General features: G+C 58.5%; 22 protein-coding genes and 2 pseudogenes. 9 read left to right on the top strand and 15 right to left on the bottom strand.

Going from position 1 to position 19,545, the window contains the following annotated elements:
- Positions 1-897, bottom strand: a complete 897-nt coding sequence (locus ASF26_RS22435) for a hypothetical protein (RefSeq protein WP_156462827.1) — start codon at positions 895-897, stop codon at positions 1-3.
- An 11-nt stretch (positions 898-908) separates the two neighbouring features.
- Positions 909-1,172: a hypothetical protein gene (locus tag ASF26_RS21760; RefSeq protein ID WP_082477469.1), complete on the bottom strand. Its 264-nt coding sequence runs from the start codon at positions 1,170-1,172 to the stop codon at positions 909-911.
- A gap of 394 nt (positions 1,173-1,566) precedes the next feature.
- Here ASF26_RS21760 and ASF26_RS22430 point away from each other — a divergent pair, with 394 nt between their 5' ends.
- From ASF26_RS22430 to ASF26_RS22425, 3 genes and pseudogenes are all read left to right on the top strand, one after another.
- Positions 1,567-2,370: a hypothetical protein gene (locus ASF26_RS22430; protein ID WP_156462826.1), complete on the top strand. Its 804-nt coding sequence runs from the start codon at positions 1,567-1,569 to the stop codon at positions 2,368-2,370.
- Between the two features lie 187 nt (positions 2,371-2,557).
- Positions 2,558-2,964: pseudogene (locus tag ASF26_RS01520) on the top strand (Tellurite resistance protein TerB); the annotation flags it as partial.
- Between the two features lie 272 nt (positions 2,965-3,236).
- Positions 3,237-4,322, top strand: coding sequence for a hypothetical protein (locus ASF26_RS22425; protein WP_156462825.1), 1,086 nt, complete (start codon positions 3,237-3,239; stop codon positions 4,320-4,322).
- Positions 4,323-4,419: 97 nt separating this feature from the next.
- On the opposite strand, the gene ASF26_RS01515 is transcribed toward ASF26_RS22425, so the two are convergent.
- Positions 4,420-5,244 (bottom strand): hypothetical protein, encoded by an 825-nt coding sequence (locus ASF26_RS01515; protein WP_156462824.1) that lies wholly within the window; start codon positions 5,242-5,244, stop codon positions 4,420-4,422.
- Between the two features lie 394 nt (positions 5,245-5,638).
- On the opposite strand from ASF26_RS01515, the gene ASF26_RS01510 reads away from it, so the two are divergent.
- The 3 genes from ASF26_RS01510 (at position 5,639) to ASF26_RS21750 (ending at position 7,892) form a co-directional block, all read left to right on the top strand.
- A complete protein-coding gene (locus ASF26_RS01510; RefSeq protein WP_056248543.1) occupies positions 5,639-5,875 on the top strand; it encodes a hypothetical protein in 237 nt (78 codons plus the stop codon).
- A gap of 647 nt (positions 5,876-6,522) precedes the next feature.
- A complete protein-coding gene (locus tag ASF26_RS21755; protein ID WP_162240209.1) occupies positions 6,523-7,425 on the top strand; it encodes an XRE family transcriptional regulator in 903 nt (300 codons plus the stop codon).
- 182 nt (positions 7,426-7,607) lie between these two features.
- Positions 7,608-7,892, top strand: coding sequence for a hypothetical protein (locus tag ASF26_RS21750; RefSeq protein ID WP_082477466.1), 285 nt, complete (start codon positions 7,608-7,610; stop codon positions 7,890-7,892).
- Between the two features lie 119 nt (positions 7,893-8,011).
- Here the strand turns inward: ASF26_RS21750 and ASF26_RS22420 are convergent, their stop codons facing one another.
- Positions 8,012-9,610 carry a helix-turn-helix domain-containing protein gene (locus tag ASF26_RS22420; protein WP_156462823.1) on the bottom strand — a complete coding sequence of 533 codons (1,599 nt, stop codon included), beginning with the start codon at positions 9,608-9,610 and terminating at the stop codon, positions 8,012-8,014.
- On the bottom strand, positions 9,607-9,969 hold the full coding sequence (locus ASF26_RS22415) for a DUF6516 family protein (protein WP_156462822.1): 363 nt from the start codon (positions 9,967-9,969) through the stop codon (positions 9,607-9,609). The genes ASF26_RS22420 and ASF26_RS22415 overlap by 4 nt, the downstream gene beginning before the upstream one ends.
- 367 nt (positions 9,970-10,336) lie before the next feature.
- On the opposite strand from ASF26_RS22415, the pseudogene ASF26_RS23295 reads away from it, so the two are divergent.
- Positions 10,337-10,666 (top strand): annotated as a pseudogene (locus tag ASF26_RS23295) (transposase).
- Between the two features lie 208 nt (positions 10,667-10,874).
- On the opposite strand, the gene ASF26_RS01495 reads toward ASF26_RS23295, so the two are convergent.
- Positions 10,875-11,378 (bottom strand): hypothetical protein, encoded by a 504-nt coding sequence (locus ASF26_RS01495; protein WP_156462819.1) that lies wholly within the window; start codon positions 11,376-11,378, stop codon positions 10,875-10,877.
- A 255-nt stretch (positions 11,379-11,633) separates the two neighbouring features.
- On the opposite strand from ASF26_RS01495, the gene ASF26_RS01490 reads away from it, so the two are divergent.
- Positions 11,634-12,488 (top strand): hypothetical protein, encoded by an 855-nt coding sequence (locus ASF26_RS01490; protein WP_056248527.1) that lies wholly within the window; start codon positions 11,634-11,636, stop codon positions 12,486-12,488.
- 196 nt (positions 12,489-12,684) lie between these two features.
- On the opposite strand, the gene ASF26_RS01485 is transcribed toward ASF26_RS01490, so the two are convergent.
- From ASF26_RS01485 to ASF26_RS01465, 5 genes are all read right to left on the bottom strand, one after another.
- Positions 12,685-13,314, bottom strand: a complete 630-nt coding sequence (locus ASF26_RS01485; RefSeq protein ID WP_082477464.1) for a hypothetical protein — start codon at positions 13,312-13,314, stop codon at positions 12,685-12,687.
- A gap of 122 nt (positions 13,315-13,436) precedes the next feature.
- Positions 13,437-13,922: a hypothetical protein gene (locus tag ASF26_RS22400; protein ID WP_156462818.1), complete on the bottom strand. Its 486-nt coding sequence runs from the start codon at positions 13,920-13,922 to the stop codon at positions 13,437-13,439.
- A 114-nt stretch (positions 13,923-14,036) separates the two neighbouring features.
- Positions 14,037-15,107 carry a hypothetical protein gene (locus ASF26_RS01475; RefSeq protein WP_056248517.1) on the bottom strand — a complete coding sequence of 357 codons (1,071 nt, stop codon included), beginning with the start codon at positions 15,105-15,107 and terminating at the stop codon, positions 14,037-14,039.
- A 26-nt stretch (positions 15,108-15,133) separates the two neighbouring features.
- A complete protein-coding gene (locus ASF26_RS01470; protein WP_056248514.1) occupies positions 15,134-15,331 on the bottom strand; it encodes a hypothetical protein in 198 nt (65 codons plus the stop codon).
- An 86-nt stretch (positions 15,332-15,417) separates the two neighbouring features.
- Positions 15,418-15,759 (bottom strand): helix-turn-helix domain-containing protein, encoded by a 342-nt coding sequence (locus ASF26_RS01465; protein WP_244475785.1) that lies wholly within the window; start codon positions 15,757-15,759, stop codon positions 15,418-15,420.
- Positions 15,760-15,912: 153 nt separating this feature from the next.
- Between ASF26_RS01465 and ASF26_RS01460 the strand changes: the two genes are divergently transcribed.
- A complete protein-coding gene (locus ASF26_RS01460) occupies positions 15,913-16,218 on the top strand; it encodes a hypothetical protein (protein ID WP_056249732.1) in 306 nt (101 codons plus the stop codon).
- 344 nt (positions 16,219-16,562) lie between these two features.
- On the opposite strand, the gene ASF26_RS01455 is transcribed toward ASF26_RS01460, so the two are convergent.
- From ASF26_RS01455 to ASF26_RS22395, 4 genes are read right to left on the bottom strand one after another with little or no spacing between them, the layout of a single operon-like run.
- Positions 16,563-17,498 (bottom strand): DUF1376 domain-containing protein, encoded by a 936-nt coding sequence (locus ASF26_RS01455; protein WP_056248504.1) that lies wholly within the window; start codon positions 17,496-17,498, stop codon positions 16,563-16,565.
- The gene (locus ASF26_RS01450; RefSeq protein WP_056248499.1) at positions 17,495-18,901 is read right to left on the bottom strand and encodes a DnaB-like helicase C-terminal domain-containing protein; all 1,407 of its coding nucleotides are present in this window, start codon (positions 18,899-18,901) and stop codon (positions 17,495-17,497) included. Before ASF26_RS01450 ends, ASF26_RS01455 begins: the two co-directional genes overlap by 4 nt.
- Positions 18,898-19,128: a hypothetical protein gene (locus ASF26_RS01445; RefSeq protein ID WP_056248495.1), complete on the bottom strand. Its 231-nt coding sequence runs from the start codon at positions 19,126-19,128 to the stop codon at positions 18,898-18,900. Before ASF26_RS01445 ends, ASF26_RS01450 begins: the two co-directional genes overlap by 4 nt.
- The gene (locus ASF26_RS22395) at positions 19,125-19,340 is read right to left on the bottom strand and encodes a hypothetical protein (RefSeq protein ID WP_156462817.1); all 216 of its coding nucleotides are present in this window, start codon (positions 19,338-19,340) and stop codon (positions 19,125-19,127) included. Before ASF26_RS22395 ends, ASF26_RS01445 begins: the two co-directional genes overlap by 4 nt.
- Between the last annotated feature and the right edge of the window lie 205 nt (positions 19,341-19,545).

The following is a 19,545-nucleotide window of genomic DNA, read 5'->3' as shown; positions in this document are numbered from 1 at the left end:
TCAGGACCTCGCCGAATTGTGGGTGCTGGCGTACTGATGCTCGAGCTCTGCGAGATCGACACCGGACACGTTGGCTGCGCTCCGCAGCAGGTCCGGCATGCCGTACCCCGAGTCCTTCCACGAATAGCTGCCTATCAAGCGTGTGAGGACAGCCAAGCCTTCAGGGGTGGTCGCCACCATGCCGTGAATGGCAAGCCTTGCAGCATGAAGCTCCATCTCAGCCTCGCGTCTGGCCAGCCTGAGGCCCTGATAGTTCGATGCGGCCTCAATGCCCTGCATCTGCGCATCGAAGGCGTCTGCGATCGGAAGCATTTGGTGCCAACGGCGGATGCGGTGCGGTGTCTGTCCGCCGCGGCCCATTAGGGTAACAGCCTGGCGGATGGCTTCGCGTAGCGCTTGCCCCGTCCAAGCCTCACCGATGTAGTCTGCCGCTGTGGGCTTTCCCGAATCCTCGGGTCGCGTTGGAAGATGGCGCAGGTTCACCCCCAGGCGCGATGGCCATCTCCATCCACCGAGAACGGCAAACTTTTCGTCCCTGGTCACGAGGAGAGCAGGTGGACACGTCTGTAGTACGGGATACACCTGCCTCCAGGCATTGCCCCAAGCTTCCCGGGCCGCCTCTTCGGCTTTCTTGGCCCGAAGGTATCGCTCACCGGCGGACAGCAGGTCAGCGTCCGGCGAAATGGTCGAGACCGGCCCTTCCACCATCGCAATCGCTGGAAGAGGCATGGCAGCGGCAAGCGATCCAGCAATGAGCACGCGTCGGTCGTTGCCGGCCTGATCCAAAGGCTCGCGACGGATCACGCGGGCAGCTGAGGCCCTCAGCGCTGCAGCTCGGTCACGGATAGACGGCTCGTTGGCATCACGGGCGAGCCCGAGGAAGCGAAGCAACTTCATGTCGCCCTCCCTCAAGCCAGATGCACGAAGCCGTAGGCAAGAACGCCCCCGGCGATGATGAGGACGGCGGAGACCAGATCGCCGACCATGTCGAGAAAGCGAGGCGCGCGAACGTGATCCGTGTCAGGTCGGTCAGCACGGATGACGGGCCAATGCTCTCCCGCCTCGACCTCGGGAGCCTCAATTTTGGGGAATGGACGGGCGTATGCTGCTGCAAAATGCGAGCGAGAGCGTTCACCGGCGCGAGCCGATGCTGTAGAATTGCGGATAGCCATGATGCGTCGTCCCTCGACGTGAGTGGTCAGGGCCGTTCAAGAGCACCACCTCTTGTTCGGCCCGGTAGTTTCTGACACTATCAACTCGCGTGAGGTTGTCAATGTCAGAAACTAAAAAGGATAAGGGCGGCCGACCACGTGTCGACGCAACGCCGATTACAGTGCGCGTGCCTCCCGGGCAGCTTGCGCCTCTCGACGCTTGGATTGCCGACCAGCCTGACCCAAAACCCTCGCGTCCCGAAGCCATCCGGACAGCTATTAACGAGCATCTTAAAGCTAATGGGTATCTGGAGTAAATTCATATAAACGCAGTTGTTTTCGCAGTAAATGCAATATTTCCTTTGCTTTTGCCTTCGTTTTTTGCCGCAAACCTCACATGAAAAGGTAGCTTGAGATGGGGTGGATATGGAAAACTACAGCTAAAACTTTCGAGGTCACTGCGAAGATTATGCAAGCTGAAGGTCTTAAGGAATACCTTGAAAACCAATCGGGAGATTATTTGGAGAAATACGCCCTCGGCCGATTCACCGGCCCATTCAAAATCTATCGGGCGAAAAACGAAATTACAAGACAGTTTATATCAGAATTAAAGTCTCAAGGACTTCGTGAAAAAATCGAAGATACGAAAGAAGTATTTAAATCGAGTATCAAAGAGAGTATTGATGCGATCCGCTACCTGTCTGACGGAGGTAGCTCTCCCTCCGTGTTCATAGTTCCGAAATTTTTTATTGATTCTATAGCCATGACCTCTGTTAAGAGCGATCTGGAAGGAACAGCTGATTTCGAGGCTGCTTATACTGACTCCGTACTAAGGAATTATTTTTACCAGAAGCTTGAAAATACGCTCCAGGATCATCTGAAAAATGCAAAGCCGAGTCCGGGAAGGCCGCTAAAAATCAGCGACGATGTCTACCTAGTCGGAGTTGAGACTGGTGAAGAATGGCTAGACGAAGACCCCGGTACATACTCATTTCTCTATGTGAACAGTTTTGATTGCAATTTTATCAATAAAAAATCTGATATAGAAAATAAAATGAAGAATGCTAGGCGTAAGCGCGCAAACTCACAACTTGCTGATCTGCACAAGCAAGTGAATCTGTACAAAGATATTAAAACTAAATATTTTTCTCGTAAAGATTGGCACGATGTAAAGATAGAATTTTTTGGTCAGAAGTTGATTTATGTCTCGGATTATTGAAAAAGGTTGCCTATTCATTGAAATGGCGCGGGACATAGTTGCGATTTTGCCACGTTGAGGCGGCTAGCTGTTATGCTAGAGCACATGAATGCGACGGGCTATTTGAAATAAGCAGGGGCTCGCGTCCGCTGCCACCCACAAGCGCTTCAAGCGTTGCGATTGCGCGGGTTGTGCCAAGGAATTCAAGATGGGCATTTTCCAAGATCTCGTCGAAAGCGTCACGGCCTATATGGGCGACAAGAAGCTCATGTATGCCGCCGTCTCGGCGGCCTCCAACGTTATCGTGGCCGACAGTGAGGTCGACGAGGAGGAGGTCGAGGTTGCCCTGGCGCCCATGCGCGCCAATCCGATCATCGAGAAGGGCTGATGCTCGAAGCCGAGCTGTTCGATGGCATCGCGCGTGCGCGGACCCGAGTCGGACATGCCGACAACCTGAGCCGGGCGGCCGCCATCGCCGACAGGTCCATCGAGCAGCGTAACGACGTGTTCCTGATCGCGGCCGATGTCGCCGATCACGAGGGGATCGGCGACGTCGAGCATCTAGCACTTGATGAGATCGCCAACGCATTGGCGGTAGACAAGAGATCGCTGCTCCCGCAAGTCTCGCGAAGTCACCTACCGCTTCCTGAGCCGCTTGCTTTCTCGTCGTCAGGCTTGCGGATCATTGAGACGCGAAGTGTTCCCGTCGTGAGGCTATCCTAGAAGCTAGGACCAGGAACCTAAAAGTCACAGGCGGTTAAAAATGCTGCTAATATTTGCGAACATCAAGGGTGCCATGTGTATAATATAATATATTACAAAATATATTTACATTTGCTTGGTTGCTAAAGCCATGCTGATACGGCTCTATAAATAGGGTTAGATCCATGTCAATGTTTAATTTTGAAGCACTTCAGGTTCTAGAGAAAACGATCTCATCTGCAGTTAATCTATGCGCATCTACATTCAAAAGTATTTTTTTACTTATAACTAAGCCGATAATCGCTCCGCGTTTACTCCAAAGACGTTTTAATTCCGACTCTGAAATTCAAATTGGTCCTCTAACGCTTACATTTATTCTATTTAATCTATTCCTGATCGTGAGCGATTATGGCGACAATTCTAGCGTGTTTCGTGATTTCAGCAAAATTTTCCAAGAAACTGGTCAGTCCACCTTAATATCGATTGTATTTGCTTCATTGCTTGGAAGCTCAATGGTAGATTTGTACGCTAGAGTCACTTCTAGAAGCAAATCACTTAAGCTCTCAAATAAAAGTCTCGGATATTTAGCTACAAAAAATACGGACGCAAGGAATCGTATTTCTTACTCAATATCTCCAATTATACTTTCAGTTGCAATTTTCTTTTATATAAACCTTTATTCTCTGCCGGATTATGGAAGATATTTGAGTCTAGGTCTGCCTATTTTAGCGTCGTTTTTATTTACAAACACTTTTTACCAACGTAGATATTTTCCCGCAAAAGTGAGAAGCCCTAAGCGAACTCATAGATTTAAGGCGTTCCTATGCATGAACGTATGCATACTCTCTATTATTGTTTGCGTAGTATTTATAGAATCAAATATAAGAAGTGCATATCCTGATGGCGAAACAATAAAAATTGCATCTACTGAGGATCTGAAGCTGTATGACAGGAGCTGCATAGCGCTGAACGATAAGGCTATCGTGTCCGCAAAAATATTCAATAAAAGCAAAGGGCCCGCCTTAGTTAAGCTGCCTCTAAATATTGAACTAATGACAAAAGATTACAAAACTATTTACAGGCCAACAGCAGAAGGCTTGAGTGAAAAAGATAACGAAAGAATAATAGACTCTGGCAGAATGTTATCGGTGACAATCCGTTATAATATAACAAGCATTGCCCCCAGCGGCATAGCAGTCTGCACGGTTGACATGCCAGTGATGTCCCGATCGGATTATAAGAACGTAACATTAGCTCATGATAATTGGTGATTTTAAACGCTAATTTTCTAGTTTAATTTTTCTAAGCTAGGATCGCCATCGCTGTGAACGAATAAAAATAAGCTGACCTAGGCACAGTACGGCGGAACTATTTGTTTGGACGCGATATCTCGAACTCCTTCGCCCAGGTCGCGAGGGACCGACGGGCTTCGGATGGCCACTCGGCCACCGCCGGCCGGACCTCGATCTTCTTACCGTCGGGCTTCCAGGCCAGGAACAGTCGCCTGCCGGGGATGTCCAACGCCACGATTGATCCGGAGCCAGTGTAGGAGCAGTTATGCCTCTGACAGGCCGTCCCAATGAACCAGTCCCCCTCATAACGGCCGATCCCGGGGCCATTCATCGCTGTGAGGAATTGAGCTTTTCGATCGCCCAGCAGCTGATCGATGCGAGTAGCTACAGGGCCATAGTCGAATAGGCCCATTGGGTGGTTGAGGCTTCGGTCACGAAGGTCCGACCAGCCCTTTTCGGCACTAGGCACGAACTTCACTTTACCGTCGGATTTCAGCCCATCCGCTGGCGTCCACGTCCACTTTTCACCGTCCGCGTCCGGCATGGCCGGGGTGCTGAAAGTGATGCGGTCGCTCGCGATCTTGTGGGTGACGATCCAGCAGGTATCGACCGGACCGTCGAACCGAGGGGTCTTTCCATCCGGGAAGGAGATGACGAAGGGCGTCGCCTCGCAACTGTTCCCTCCGTTCCCTGAACTCCCTAGGAGGACGGGTACGCCCCCAACGAGAGCCACTTCGTCGAGGGACAGGCTCCAGTTTTGGTGGATTGATCTTCCGTCCACCTCAACGCGCCCCTCGGCCGCTTTTGGGCGAATTAGTTCCACCTTGTGACCGAACGCGACGATCGAGTTATCTGACGCCATCACAGACGTTGGAAATGCGAGCAGGATAGCGAAAGGCATGGAGCGCATTCAGCTATCGAGCATGACCTTCAAGCCGGTGCAACCGCTCTTTGTCACCCGTTCCAATCGTGGCAGCAGGAGGATACCCGGCCCGCTGTCACCCCGTCATGCACCTTGGCCAGCCATTTTGGCTTGTGAGGCTCGCCGAACCTCCAAGTCGTCAACCGCGTTGGTCACGTGGAGCAATGGAGCACGAAGGCAGGCGAAAGGGCGCACCAACGGCGTGCCCTCATGTCTGAGGTGTCCCTCAATTTGGAGTCGGGCGGGCTGATGCTTCTCCCAACGCAGCCTTGCGCCACCTGCTGTAGAACATTTTTAACACGCCTGCTCGTCGAGCGCACTGGTGTAGAGGGTAGTCAAGCGGTGTGGCACCGCGCCGATCAGAGGAATCCAAGTGACGGATGACAAAGGCGGCCATCAGGATCGCAAGGACACCAAGGCGGCCAAGGCAGCAGAGCGCGCGGACACCGCCGGTCAGGTCTGGGAAGAAGTCAGGGGCCGAGAGACGGCGCGTGACGATCAAATCGTTCGCCTGAAGGCGCAGCGCCTGGAGCGAGATGCCGTAGACGCGGCAGCTCTCGCCGCCGACACTGCGAGCAAGGGCAGTCGTAGCACCAAGCGAGGAGGCTAGCGGTGTCGATCCCAGATCGCGAGCTAGAGCACTCCCCCCTTGGCGGTCCTATCACCCGAGACGGCCACACGGTGACGGTTCACATCTACCGGTTCGCGGGCACCGAGGATGTGTGGACCCAGGAGGTTGTAGGCCAGGACAGAGGCTCGTTGGTTTGGACGGAGACGTTCACGGATGACGTCGGCGCTTACGAGGCGTTTGAGCGTGCCGCCGCTAAGGATGGTATCCGATCGTTTTTTGAGGATGCCCCCGCAGGCCACTGAGAGCCCCTTGAAGCCGCTGGCGTTTTCTTCATCGAGCAGAACGGGGAGGGGCTGGGAGCGAGGCTGAGTAAGCTCTAAAGGTCAAGCGGGCATGAACCCTCTGGCTCGGCCGATCCTGTTAGCCCTGGCGGTTGCGATTGTAGCCACCACCGTTGTTTGGCTGTCTGTTATGCCGGACGGACCCAGACCCGACTTTTAAGCTGGCCTAACCGCGTCATTGTTGGCCTAGTTGATCGTTCTCATCGTGAGCCGGAGGTCTCTATGGCTGAGGTAAGCAAAAGCGCAGGTACGGCACGACGGTCTCGGCTCGATCGCAACAAATTAACCAGATCGGTTGACTGGCGGGTTTGCATGGGGTAGCTTCCGGTATCGGAGATGCCTATCATGCTGACCCCCTTTGGAATTGCCATCCGTAAGCTTCGTCTTGATCAAGGAATGCGGCTGCTTGATCTTGCCGAAACGATGAATCGCACTTCAGCTTTCCTGTCCGCGGTGGAGACTGGCAAGAAGCCGATTCCTCGGGGTTATGTGGCTGAAGTGGCTGACGCTATGTCGTTAAGCGAGTGCGATAGGAGGCTTTTGCAGAGAGCTGCTGACGAAAGCAAAGATAAAGTCAGCACTGAAAATATGTCAGCTGATCAGCGAGCTCTTGTTGCCGCGTTTGCCAGAAGACTGGACGAGCTGCCTCCAGAATTTTTGGAGGAAATAAAAAAGCGGGTATTCAAATCTGTCGCAGGTGAGATTCCATTTAAACGGAGGCGCAAAGGGTTGTTGGTTTCGCCCGCAAGTGCTGACACAATTTGGCAGCTATCAAACCAAGTCCGGTCAGCTTTCGTGTCCCAAAGCGACGTTAATTTTCCAATAATGGATGTGTTGGAATTTAGGCTTGAGAAGTTCTCGCCGGGATTTTATTTGGATGTTTGTGGTGTCTCCGAGATGGGAGAAGAAGAGGGCTTGGTTATTGCCGGAGAGGAGTGCATCAAGTTGAGGGAGGATGTCTATGAAGGCGCATGGTTTGGGCATGGGCGAGCAAGATTTACTGCTAGCCACGAACTAGGTCACTTCATCATGCATCGTAAAATTAAGATGGCTCGAGTTCGTTCGGAGCATCAGCCAATCTATCAAGATGCAGAATGGCAAGCAGACACTTTCGCCGGATCTCTCCTGTTCTCGGCTTCACACCTCGGGAGCCTGCGCGACGCAGATGATGCTGCCGATCAATGTGGAATGACACCATCTGCTGCACAGGTCATGTGGGCAAAGTACGAACAAAAAGGACTTTGCTAACTAAGAAATTTGACCATCGAAAATGAAAAGACCGCCGAGTGGTCAGACTCGACGGTCTAGGATTTTCGACCCCGCACAGGTTGAAGCCGGGCGCGGGACAGGCTGCTAGACAGCAGGTGCTACTATGGCGCCTGCGAGCCCTTGGTCAAGTCCGGCTCTGTTTGAAGAGGAGTCAGTGGGCAATGCCACGCTTTGAAGTCGCACACCTGCGCCAGCAGAATCAGGACATGATCATCTTTCCGCTTGATCGGACGTTCGGATACAAGTCCGACGCCGAACAGGACGAGATCCTTTCCGAGTTAGAAATCCGCGCGAACAACGCGGGGCTACGTGGAACAGCCGTCGCAGTCTGGGATGGAGGATCAGGACGAATGTCGTTCCGCGCTCCCAGCCCGTGGCATCCGTTTTTCAGAAGCATGGGACTTAGTGACGTTTTCCAGAACGTGAATAAGCAACTTACCTGGTGAGCTTCGTCTGCCCGGAGGATGAAATCTCCGGGCAGCTATTTTTCTTGGATGTCATGACGCTCGGCGAAGTTATGAGTCTTGTAGCAGCTAAAGCTAATCTTGCTTTACCGTTTTATATGCTACATCCTGTAATTATTCTCATATTGTCTAGATATAGCATTGAAAGAAGCACCATAGTGTTTTGCTACTCTAGCGATTGGCACATCTTCTGCGTCAATCATGTGAATAACCCCGGCGGCAGGAGCTATGAATTCAGCAGCAAACGCTCGCCCTACGGCTTGGCGACTTGTATAAAGATCAGTCACGCTTGCATTGTCGCTTCCAAACGCAACAAAATCACCAATAGCTCGACATAGCACAAATACGTTGGCCGACTGCGATGCCCTATCTGACATGACTATCGACGGATTATCTCTAATCTTAGACTGGAACGCAGTCATCGCACCGGGAGCCTCACCGCTGAGAATGATTGGATGCTCCCCACCCATAAGCCGACGAATACCCTCCATTCCACCCAGCGATGCATCTACGCTAATTCCCAAAGCATTACGCACGGCTCGCGCGTATGCTGTGCCCCGCTCATAAGGGCGTTGACCGTGGGCATTTGCGAACGGCTTGCAGGCTTTTCGGATCTCGTTGAGTCCTAAAAGACTATTGCTTTCACCAAGTCTTGCCAACTCAGTCGCTATCCACTGCTGTCCCACCTCTATCTCATCTACTGTCATCGCTGACGCGAAATCCAGGCGAGCACTGTCATCTGCGATCTGCGCAATCAGGCTTTGAAGGACGCCTGCCAACTCGTCGCTCAGGTGGTATGGAGAAAGCCCAAGTGCTCCAGCAGTTTTACAAAATATTCCATCATTTCCGTAGCTATAAGCTTCCTTTATTCTATTCATCATAGACTCTAGCGGCCTATCGTGTCTCGCAGTCCGATGAAGGCACTTGACTATTGGGTCAATCAGATCGACGGCAAGGTACCTTTCAAAACTTTCTATAGGCTGCGATAAGACAGATTTAGGCATACCCATAGGGCCAAAGCCATTTGAAGTATCCACAATGTCTATTTCAAGCCCAGTTGAAGCGACCGATACTCCAAATTTTCCAGCAAAACTGCCCTGTGTATAAAAATTACCAATGTGAAATGGCGCGCTTCGCCTGTAGAGCATCCGCCACCAATTGTTCAATATGCGTGTAGCGAACTCGGCTAGATCCACAGATCCTGAGTCAGCCCAAACACGTGGTCCCCCTTCTGCTGGTAGGCGAAGCACCACATTTCCGGGAACAACATCGGAGCTTCCCTCTTCAGGAGACGGTGCTTGCATTTGAACGTTGGGCAGTACCAGGGCGCGCCCATCACTCCGTTGGGGGGGATCGGGCAGTTCCTCGTCAGCGGTCTCTGTAGGGCCGATTTCTTCAAGCTTGCTCCGACCAGCAGCAGTCAGCACAGGCTTGGATCGACGACCGTCGGATTCAACCTCAACGAGCCCCGTCATAACGAGCGTATTTAGGGATCTGCTGACATTTGGTTGAGCACGACCTGCTAGCCCAGCCAGCTCAGTGATGCTGGTCGGAGATTTTTCGCCGATAAGGCGCAAGAGATCTCGGTTCGGCGCAGATGCCAAAGCCGTGAATACTTCCACAGGTGTAGCCTCGGCAGCTTTAGCAAAGCGACCGACAAGGCGTTCGCGTAAAGCGCTACCTTTGATAATCTCGGTCATAGCATCACCTCAAATTCCATTCCATGTGATGCGAAGTATTCCTCGCATCTATCAAAGCCATCTCCGATAAGTCCTCCTGCAGTCTTGAAATCGTAGCGAATACGCTTATCGACTCGCCCTGCCGGATGCTCATGATCGAATGGCTCATCGGGACTTGCACCATCGTATGCATGGGAGTTATCAAATCCCAAGACGCGCTGCTCTTGCTGATCCTGCAGGATGAAGGCATAGGATAGCCCGTGAGGTCGCTGCGGAGTTGCATCTACTAGTTCAGCTCGAATTACGATCTGCCACCCATTCCTAATGGGATACACGCGCGCCATATCTAACAGCGTCGCGATGTCGGCTGTTCCAAACATATATCACCCGGTGATATGAATCAATACGGAACGGTGCGAGTGAGGCGCACGTTCCCTTTGAGATCAATTTAGCGCTAAAGTGCGTGGCGTTCAAACGGTGGTGAGCCTCAAACGTATCTATCATGCCGATTGCATTTATGGTGTGGAGGCGGGGTGTAGGATGGACGCGCGTGAGACCGGAACTGGTATGACGTAGCCACCATCGGCGTAACCGCGTGCACCCTTGCGAATTGCGTCCAGGGTGCCGATGCCAATCCGGACCACCGATGCCCGGTCGATGACGTACTCGCCGCGGTGAACGATGCCGGCCGGCTCGAGGCGCATGCCCGCTCCGGTGTAGCCGCCGTCCGCGAACCCGAAGAAAATCTTGGCGAATGCCAGGAAGGCCGATATACCGCCGCTTTCCCCCAACCGCAGGGGCGAGCGGTCGCTGGCGCATCTGGCCGGGTTCCAGGGCGTACTGCAAGCAGATGGCTATGCCGACTTCAACCGCCTCTACGAGGGCGGGCGCACCGGCGGTGCCCTGATCGAGGCGGCGTGCTGAGCCCACGCCCGGCGTAAGTTCTTCGACGTGTACGCCAAGACCGGCTCGGCCATCGCCGGGGAGGCGTTGGAGCACATCGGCACCCTCTACGCCATCGACCGCGAGATCGCCGGCCAGGCGCCTGATCGGCGACACCGACCGCGACAGGATTGATCCCGACCGCTGGCCGATGCCTTGAGAACCTGGGCCGAGACGATCCTGCCGCAGCTCTCCGGCCCCTCGGACCTCGCGAAGGCGTTCCGCTACATGCTGACCCGAGGCGCGCCCTGACCCGGGTGTTCGACTACGGTCGGATCGGTCTTCGACGCAGACTCGTCTGTGCTCGGGGAGCTACATTCCTCCGATCACCGATGGTGCGGATTCAGCAGGCCAGACGTAGCTTCCAGGTCCTGCTTTCGGTCCCATACATAAGCCGCGTGCAGCCCTGGCGGATTTCGTCCTTACTGAGGTGATCCATGCATCCGAGGAACCACGACGTGCCACGGCTCGTGGGCCCGTATTCGCCAAGGTGATAGAAGCGGCAGCTCTCTGCCCGGCTCTCGTGGATGACCCCACCCAGGGTGCCCCATTGGACCTGGTAGGCCATGAAAGCCCCAAACAAGAGGCCGCCGGCGATTAGAAGCCGCTTGCTGTCAAGGCCGCCCCCATGGGCCCGTACCCGTCCGACGCGCCAGGCGACGAAGGGGAGAATGAGCATGCAGGCGCCGAAAAACACCGGACCGGGATGGGCGAACGCCTGAAGCCCCAGCGCCCCCAGGGTGATGAGAACGCAGAGCGCGAGGAACGGCCCCGGGCCCGCGGCGAACATCAGGCCCATGGCCGATCCCACCGAGGCGGTCATTTGTTCTTGATGTCTGTTGATCACGGGCCGGATTCCCTCTTCGTGCCATAGTGAGGGTGCCAGCAAGATGTTGCCTGCCCCCTAAGAGCCCGTCCGATAGTGTACTGCCGGTGTTAAGTGGTTGGATACATGTTTTGCAGCCGTCCAACGCGGGACTGGAAAGCGGTGCTTAACCCTCGCACTAAGCCGCCACGGATTACGGCCGCAAGACAGTACCTTTGCGAGAATTGCCGACGACTGCGAAATCCATTGTTCACGAGGACTGAACAGGGTGCCCGAATGAAGATCAGATCGCTCGCTGTCGTCGCAACATTCGCCCTTGTCAGCTCCGTCCACGCTGGGCCGATCCGTGACCGCTTTACGGCAGAGACGCGCGAGACGCGCAACGGACGAGAATACCGCACCCTCCTCACCATGACCTACGATGGCGGCGTTCAATTCAACGGGTTGGCAGAGTGGAAGGGCGACGTACTCTGCGAAATGCGGGATACGAAGACAGGCAAGGTCGAGACCTTTACGGGGGCCGGCCCGGCTGCCCTGGCGCAAGGCGCGTTCGAAGGCAGGACGAAGACGGTCGGCGAATTCCACATTCAGGAGCCTGACGTCGACGGAGGCGTCGTCGTAAAAAAGGGCGTCCTCGAAATGTCTGACAAGCGCTGCGCGTCCGGCACGCCGGTCGTCGTCAACGGTCAAGCGCCGAAGGCGGCGTCGCTGACGGATACGAGCACCGCGCCGGCCGGGAAGGCCCTTGGCAACAACGGCAAGCCGTTCGACGGCTACACGTGGTACCATAACGGCAGCGATATGCTCGTGGACGAGGACTACGGCGAGATTCGCTACGACAAACCGAAGGCGTTGATCGCCAAGGCGGTGAAGCCCGGGGACGTCCTCTTCCGCGGCGCCTTTCATAAGGACGGCACGGTCGAGGGAACTGCCTTCGCGTTCAAGCTCGGTTGCCCACCGGCGCCCTATCCCGTGAAGGGGCGCTATCCGAAGCCGGCCACCTTCGTCGATGGACGGATGGTGCTCACCGGACCAGGACCAAGGCGCAAGGAGGGCTCCTGCGAGGTCGACAAGCTGACATCGTCAAGCAGTCATTCCAAGCTCGTTTTCGACGTCGGCGGTGACATTTGACCGATGTCACGAGTCCGGGCCCGCGCCGTCTCGGCAGTTGCGATCGCATCTCTGCCGGCTTCGGCGAACCCTGACGCCGCTTCGCTGGCAGGCGTCTACAAGCATCCCTCGGCCCAGCGCAGCACGAGGTTGCTCTGCTCCTCGAGCATCGCTGCGGCGCGCTCGCTGGCCTTAGCCATCGTCATCGTGTCGTCGGTCATTTCGGCGCCTTCCATTCGGGGTCGGACGGCTCGCCCATCTCGGCGAGATGCTGGCGCACGTAGTCGCTCAGGACGGCGACGAGGCTGCGCGGATCGACTTTGCCCGTGGTCGGATCGATCTTGATCTCCTCCGCCATCGGAATGCCGACCCGCGCCGGCCAAGAGAGCCACGCGTCACGGCCCTCGCGAGCCATATCGAAGAACAGCTTCTCGGCGGCGGCCCGATCAACGAGGGTGCCTTCCTGCTCCGCTTGGTCGAGGTGGCGCTGGCGGGCCTTGAGGATCAATTCGGCCGTGCGAACCTTGCCGAAGTCGATTCCTTTGCCGTCATCCCGCATGCCTTCCTCGGCCAGAATGCGGGCAATCAGGGTGACGGCTTCGCGGGCTTCTGTCTCGGTGCGTACCACCGCGCGGGGGTGCGTACCTTGGGTGCGTACTTTCTCTGAGGTACGCACCTTTGTACGCACCGGGTCCGTTGTCGCGATCCAGGCCGCCCGCGCGGCGTCGGGATCGATAAGACCTCCCGGCAAGCGACTGATTCGATTGGCTCTTATGGCTCCACGCACCGCGCCTTCGCTGACGTTGAGGAGCTTCGCCAGTTGCCGTTGTGAGACGCTTTGGGCCATGAGTGCGTACCTAGAATTTCGAAGCTGGCGCTAGAAATATTGGGGGCCCCGACCACCCGTATAGGCGTCCGGGTGCCAGGGTCCCCGGCGGTCGGTCGACCGGTCGGGAGGGGGCACGCCCCTCACCGCGGGATCAGGCCGGCCCGCTTCAGCTCGCGGGTCATGCTCGATGGCGGGCTGACCGCGAGCACATCGATCTTTCCGGCGCTTGCGCCTGATGCGGCGAGGCCAGCGCGCTTGAGCTCGCGCTCCATGCTGGCTCGAGAGGCTGCGACGCTGCCATTCTGCAAGGTCACTGAAGCGCTCGATGGGGGTGCTGCTGCCGGGGCGAGCGTCGGGCTGGGTGGTGAGGGCCGAACCACACTGGCCGTCGCCGGCATTCCACTGGGACCGTCGAAGCTTGATGCCGGTGCCCCGAGGGCTGAGCGGGTGTCGAAGTCCTGAACCGCCGAGGTGATGGCTCGAATGGTCGTCGCGCGCTCGTCGCTGTGCCCATCCCGCTGCTCGGTCAGCAAGTGGCCCAGGACGGCAACGGCATCGTTGCGGTCCTGCTCGCCCTGGAACGGCCGACGAGCTCGGTCGAGTTGATCCTGGCTGTAGCCGGGCATGAGGTCATCCTGCGATCTGAAAGGAAAGGGTGGTGCCCACGGGACGGAATGGATCCGCCTCACCCCCGCGGGCACCTCACCGAGAGGAGGAGACAGCCCCTCGGCGATTGGTGATCACGCTGCCTGACGTCGCTCGGCCAGCCAGGCGTTGCGGGCCTTCTCGGCCTCGGCCTTCTTCCAATCCTCCAGGACGAAGCCGATGGGCGGGTAGGCCGAAAGTGGGATGTTCTGCTGCGGGCCTGACCGGGCGGCATTGCGCAGCTGACGCCAGTTGTACGGCTCGGTCTCGGACGCGACGCCTCGCGCGATGGCGAAACGTGCGACCGGTTCGGGCAAGTATGCCTGCGATACGCAGATGATCTCCGGGACGTGGCCGTGCTTGGTGAGATAGCTGAACGGCTGCAGCGCATAGACCTGCATGCCTTTCGGGCGAGCCTCGAAATCGGGCTCAGGCTCGATGTAGGTGCGGAGGTCTGTGGCTGCCTCGCCGCTGCGGATGCGCTCGGCCAGTTCGCGCATGGGGGTGACGAGTAGCGGGACGGCCGGGGCGTCGCCATCCGTGATCTCGATGGGCTTCGGGCTGACCCAACCGAACCCCTTTTTCTGACCCGCCTCCGAGACCTCGATCGCCGGGATGGTGGTGGCGAGCATGTGGCCGGTGATGTAGGCGGCGATGGTCTCGGGGGCCTCGCCGTCTCGCGGTCCGTGCATATCGCGCTTGCCGAACAAAGGGGCCGCGACCGGGCTGATGGCGGACGCCAGGGCGGCATTGGCCTTGGCGAGATCGTCGACGGCCTTCCGGACCTTTGCGGCGGCGGCATCGATGGCAAGGCTATCGCGCTCCAGGCGGGCCGCGACGTCCTCACGCTGGTTGGCCTGACGATCCTGCTCGATCCGGGCTTCCGTATCGGCGATCAGGCGGTCCACCTCCTTCAGCGCGTCAGTGATTCCGAAGGCGGCGCCCTCTGCCTCTCGGCACCGGCGCTCGGCGTCGGCGATGCCGGCCGCGTCGGTGCCGGCGATGAGAAGCGCTCGACGCTCCGCCATCGCCTTCTCGGTGTCCGTAGCAAGGGCAGCCTGCCGTGCTTGCAAGTTCTCACGGGTGCGCATGAGGCCGGCGAGGTCGTTCTCGGGCGTCGCCTTGTTGGACTGGGCGGCGGTCTGGTGGGGCTTGGCTTTGACCATGATGAGTATCTCCTCTGCGATGCGGATCAGGCGGCCATCTGGGCAGCCACGGGGCTAGTCGACGTGAGGGAATAGCCATCTCGCTTCAGCTTCTCGGCGATGGCCTGCCGAATGTAGGCCGAAGGCGAGATGAAGGCATTGGACGCTGCCGTAGAGATGAGCTGCGGCATCTCCTTCGGGAGACGGGCAGCGATGCAGGCGTCATAAGAGGAGCGGTTCGACATGGTGCCTCGCAAGCGGTCGGTTGCTGGCTCTTTGTCTTCCCAACTCACACACAGCGATACGTCACGATTTCCGCGACGTGCATAGATCAGCCGAAAGTGAGCTCCTCCAGGCCGTGGACAGCGAAGTACGCTAGGACGCTGGAGCTCTGCCGGTCACCAGCAAGATAGGCTCGAAGGGCTGCTTCATCGCCGTTCAGAAACATGGCGAGCGCGACCCGGGACACCAGCCAGGGGCCGCCCGCAATCCGCCGGCCGATGTCGTGGTCTCGGCACCATATCCGGATCGTGCGCTCGGTGCGGTTCGCCTGCTGAGCCGCCTCCGCGGTGGTCATGCCCTCTCGCCGATCGAACGGGATCAGGCACCGGCTGTTCGTGGGTAAAGCGGAGGCCCGGCGGCTCTGATTGAAATTGGGAGTCTGGGTCAGCATGGGTACGCACTCCAACAGGTATTCGGGGTTTGGTCTTGAGGAGGGTCAGATGCCGGGCCGCGGCAGCGCTACGTTTGCCGTCAAGTCGAAGCGGCGCCGAACCTTCCGAACTGCCGGCCGTTGCTGATCGACTTCAGTCGCACGGACGGACAAATGACACGGACGAAACTCGCTCTCTCCGCCACGCTGGCCATGATGCTGGCCGCGCCGGCTTTCGCCGAGCAGCTGGCTCCCACCGGAGGCGCGGGCAACACCGGCGTGATGACGCCATCCATGGAGCCGGGCCCGGTCCCGCGGGCGAGCGGTTCCAGCAGCCGTCCTGCCGATGCCATTCCCGGCAATCCGAGCCCGGCGTCCGTTCCCGGCAGCACGCCCGACGTGAACATTGGCGGCACGCTCACCAGCAGCCCACCCGGCACCGGCGGGACGTCTGGGGGGCCGTCCCTCAGCGGCCGGTAGCTCAAAGGCCGAGGGCAACTCGCCGAGGCTGGTTCGGCCGACGCAGTTTTGCACCGGTCGGATTGCGGACCTTCCAGAGATTTCCTTCCATGCCAGATAAGACAACGCAATTTTGCGTCGTGCTCCAGCTGTCGACTGCTTTGAGGGTTTCCGCCCGATCTGGCGGAAACCAAAACCCCCGATGATCCACCCAGCGCGGGGAATCAACCGGTGAGCTCCCCTGATTCGGGGAGCGCAGATTACCGGTCCCCAAAACGGGGGAGCGGCTACGGGCCGGCTAAGCCATTGAAAAGTAACGGCTGAAAATTCAGCCGCAGCGGTGAGGCCTGAATTTTCAGGGCTGCTCATCGGCCTGTCCCTGTCATCTGAGCCGGCTCGCCCTGAAGATGCCTGGCACCGAGGCCAGCCTCAGCCAGGATGTGCTTCGGGACCTTGGTGTCGGGGTGATCGGGCGGCGGTGTGCGCTGCCCCAGCAGCCACTGGCCGCCGTTGTTGCGCCAGCGCCTGACGTGGCCGCGCCAGTCGTCCTCCGAGATGCCGGCGAGGAACGTGTCGGGCCCGGACGCTTCTCGCCCGGCCGGATTAGGCATCGCAGTGAAGCGCTCGAACCGTTCCTGGTTCAGCCAAGTCGAGGCCTGCGGCACGAACTCCGTGCCGAGCTTGCCCTTGGCAGTGAGATCCGCGGCATGCGCTCGAACGGCTCGAAGGATCTGCGGCGGGTCGGCGCCCTTGCGGAGCGCGGTGGCGTAGGCTCGCAGAGCCGTCTTCCGGGGGTTGTCGCCATCCCGTTTCGGATAGGCAGCCCAGAAATCGGCAAAGCCGTCCGGCTCCGTCCCCTTGGGGACTTTAGGGGTTAATGTAGCTGTAGCTGTAGCTGCTTTCGGTTCGCTTTCGTTCTGCTTTTCGTTTTCAGAACCTAATGCTTTCTCCAGATCGTTATTTTTCAACGACTTAGGTCTTCCGCCAAGCTTCCCGGCGGCGCGCTTCTTCTCGATTTTACCCGTAACGAATTCGTGCTCGCGAGCGACCTGATCGTTGATCCAAGTGCCATCTTTCAGGGTCCAGAGCGCCATGACGGCCGGCTTCAGCGAGGCCCACCGCTTCGGTGTGATGCCGAGCATGCGGGCGAGCATCGCGTCATCATCTGCCAGACAGCATCCCGGCGAGCGCCAGGCATAGATCTGCAGCCTGAAATGGACAGCCTGCTGCTCGAGCGTCAGGTGCGCAGTATCGGCGAGATACCGGTCGACGCCCACCGGCATGGTCGGAAGCTGGCTCATCGGGCCACCTCCGCCAGCACGTTGCACCCGATATCGCAGAAGCAGGTGAGCCGGACTGTCGGCCCGGACCGCTGCTTCAGGATCTCGATCTCGAGCTCGGTCTGGCAGTTGAACAGGCGAATGGTTTCGTCGTCCGTCCGGTCGGCCTTATGCTCGAGGTAGTAGGCTTCCCGGTACAAGCCGAGCACCACGTCGGCGTCCTGCTCAATCGATCCAGATTCGCGCAGATCCGAGAGCTGCGGGCGCTTATCCTGACGCTTCTCCACCTCGCGGTTGAGCTGGCTCAGGCCGATGACGGGAATGCCGAGTTCCTTGGCCAGCCCCTTCAGACCGGTGGTGATCTCGGTCATCTCCTGAACCCGGTTGCCCTGGTAGCGCTTGGATGGCCGGATCAGGCCGATGTGGTCGATGATGATGGCCGCGAGCGGGATGCCCCTACGCTCGGCGCGCAGGCGCATCTGACGGGCCCGTGCTGCGATCTGCGCCAGCGTGAGACCGGACTGCGGCTCGATCCAGAGGGGGATGTCGGCGCATGCCTTCTCAGCTTCCTGCAGGCGCCACATGGCTTCCGGCGAAAGGCTGCGTGCCTCGGCGATGGCGCGATAGGTGATCGGCTCCTGCGAGCGCGGATCGTAGGCCACGGCAGCGAGCACCCGCTCCGAGAGCTCGTCGGCCCCCATCTCGAGCGAGAAAAAGCCAACGGCGCCGGCGCGTCGAGCGGCAGCGAGGGCGATGTGCAAGGCGACCGTCGATTTACCCATGCCGGGCCGACCGGCGAGCACGATGAACTGCGCCGGCCGCATGCCGAGGGTGGCGGTATCGAGCTTGGGCAGACCGTAGGGGGCGCCGCGAGGGGCCAGCCCCTGCCGGGTCTGCTCGACTCGGGCGAGAACGCTGGCGACGCTGCTCCCCAATGTGACGCGGCGGGCGTGCTCGGCGAGGCCAGCGCTGGCCACCTCATCGAGTTGCTCGATCATGTGCGTGGCATAGTCGGCCGGGCTGTGAACCGAACCGTCCGTCATCCGCGCGACTGCGGCCTGCGCCGTCTCCAGCACCGTCCGCATCTGAGCGGCGTCGGCGATCATCCGGGCGTACCCCGGCGCACCAACGACTGTGATGGCCTCTGATGCCAGGCGAGCGAGGTAGGCGCCGGCGGTCAGTCCACCGAGATCGGCATCACCGAGGGCGGCCTTCATCAGCTTCCAGTCGATGGCGTCGCCGGCATCGCGGCGCTCGCACATCACACCGAAGATGTGCCGATGCACGTCCTCGAAGAAGTCCTCAGCCCGGACGTGATCGCGAGCGCGGTCCAGCGCCTCCGGGTTGGTCAGGATCGCACCGAGCAACGCCTGCTCCGCCTCGATCGTGCTTGGCGGCACGACGTCATGAACGGCCGGCATCATCGCGCCAACTCCCGCTCGGCGGCCTGCAGCGCCTGGATCAGCTCGGACAGCTTCGCTTGGTTCACACAGATGCCAGCCTTCGTCGGCATCGGCTCACCGTGGGTGCCACGCGGGGCGGAGAACACCCGCATGTCGATCAGGCTGTAGCCGTCGCGGATCGCGAGGCTGATCCGGATCTCCTCTGAGTTGTTTTTCCGAATGGTCGCGATGGGGCGAAGGTCGCTCATGCGCAGCCTCCCACCAGGAAAGCACGCACCTCGGCAGGGCGGCGGAAGAGCCCAACGACCGTTCCATCGCGGCCGATGACAGCCACCATGCGGCTTGCCAACGAGATGGCCGGAGCCGTATCATTGCTGCCGGGTTTCTTGGTCGAGACCTTCCGTTTAGCGCCGTTGCGGGCCTTCACCCCCGCGACGGCGTTCTTCGTTTTTGCACCCACGATATGTTCCCTTCGTCGCTATGCGACGAGGAACAAGGTTCAACGAAATCAATGGCCTACCAAGGCTTCCCAAGCTGAATGTCGTCGGTTCGATCCCGATCGCCCGCTCCAGTCCGACGATGTGAAGCCTCGGGCTTTTCCCCGGCACGCGCGACCTTTCGTTCTCCTCTCGGCCCAGCGACCGATCCGTGAGCAGCCCCGGCTC

The organism is Methylobacterium sp. Leaf93 (assembly GCF_001422345.1).
Lineage (GTDB): Bacteria > Pseudomonadota > Alphaproteobacteria > Rhizobiales > Beijerinckiaceae > Methylobacterium > Methylobacterium bullatum.
The sequence above is the reverse complement of the archived record's forward strand: the minus strand, read 5'-3'. Positions and strand labels throughout refer to the sequence as shown.

Bases quoted from the DNA above. Each gene is read 5' to 3' on its own strand.
- ASF26_RS21750 (WP_082477466.1), top strand. From the start codon at position 7,608: ATGCCACGCTTTGAAGTCGCACACCTGCGCCAGCAGAATCAGGACATG.
- ASF26_RS22400 (WP_156462818.1), bottom strand. From the start codon at position 13,922: ATGCCCGGCTACAGCCAGGATCAACTCGACCGAGCTCGTCGGCCGTTC.
- ASF26_RS01515 (WP_156462824.1), bottom strand. From the start codon at position 5,244: ATGCCTTTCGCTATCCTGCTCGCATTTCCAACGTCTGTGATGGCGTCA.
- ASF26_RS01460 (WP_056249732.1), top strand. From the start codon at position 15,913: ATGACACGGACGAAACTCGCTCTCTCCGCCACGCTGGCCATGATGCTG.
- ASF26_RS21760 (WP_082477469.1), bottom strand. From the start codon at position 1,172: ATGGCTATCCGCAATTCTACAGCATCGGCTCGCGCCGGTGAACGCTCT.
- ASF26_RS01450 (WP_056248499.1), bottom strand. From the start codon at position 18,901: ATGATGCCGGCCGTTCATGACGTCGTGCCGCCAAGCACGATCGAGGCG.
- ASF26_RS21755 (WP_162240209.1), top strand. From the start codon at position 6,523: ATGCTGACCCCCTTTGGAATTGCCATCCGTAAGCTTCGTCTTGATCAA.
- ASF26_RS22430 (WP_156462826.1), top strand. From the start codon at position 1,567: ATGGGGTGGATATGGAAAACTACAGCTAAAACTTTCGAGGTCACTGCG.
- ASF26_RS01455 (WP_056248504.1), bottom strand. From the start codon at position 17,498: ATGAGCCAGCTTCCGACCATGCCGGTGGGCGTCGACCGGTATCTCGCC.
- ASF26_RS22425 (WP_156462825.1), top strand. From the start codon at position 3,237: ATGTCAATGTTTAATTTTGAAGCACTTCAGGTTCTAGAGAAAACGATC.
- ASF26_RS22420 (WP_156462823.1), bottom strand. From the start codon at position 9,610: ATGACCGAGATTATCAAAGGTAGCGCTTTACGCGAACGCCTTGTCGGT.
- ASF26_RS22415 (WP_156462822.1), bottom strand. From the start codon at position 9,969: ATGTTTGGAACAGCCGACATCGCGACGCTGTTAGATATGGCGCGCGTG.
- ASF26_RS01490 (WP_056248527.1), top strand. From the start codon at position 11,634: ATGAAGATCAGATCGCTCGCTGTCGTCGCAACATTCGCCCTTGTCAGC.
- ASF26_RS01470 (WP_056248514.1), bottom strand. From the start codon at position 15,331: ATGTCGAACCGCTCCTCTTATGACGCCTGCATCGCTGCCCGTCTCCCG.
- ASF26_RS01445 (WP_056248495.1), bottom strand. From the start codon at position 19,128: ATGAGCGACCTTCGCCCCATCGCGACCATTCGGAAAAACAACTCAGAG.
- ASF26_RS01465 (WP_244475785.1), bottom strand. From the start codon at position 15,759: ATGCTGACCCAGACTCCCAATTTCAATCAGAGCCGCCGGGCCTCCGCT.
- ASF26_RS22435 (WP_156462827.1), bottom strand. From the start codon at position 897: ATGAAGTTGCTTCGCTTCCTCGGGCTCGCCCGTGATGCCAACGAGCCG.
- ASF26_RS01475 (WP_056248517.1), bottom strand. From the start codon at position 15,107: ATGGTCAAAGCCAAGCCCCACCAGACCGCCGCCCAGTCCAACAAGGCG.
- ASF26_RS01485 (WP_082477464.1), bottom strand. From the start codon at position 13,314: ATGGCCCAAAGCGTCTCACAACGGCAACTGGCGAAGCTCCTCAACGTC.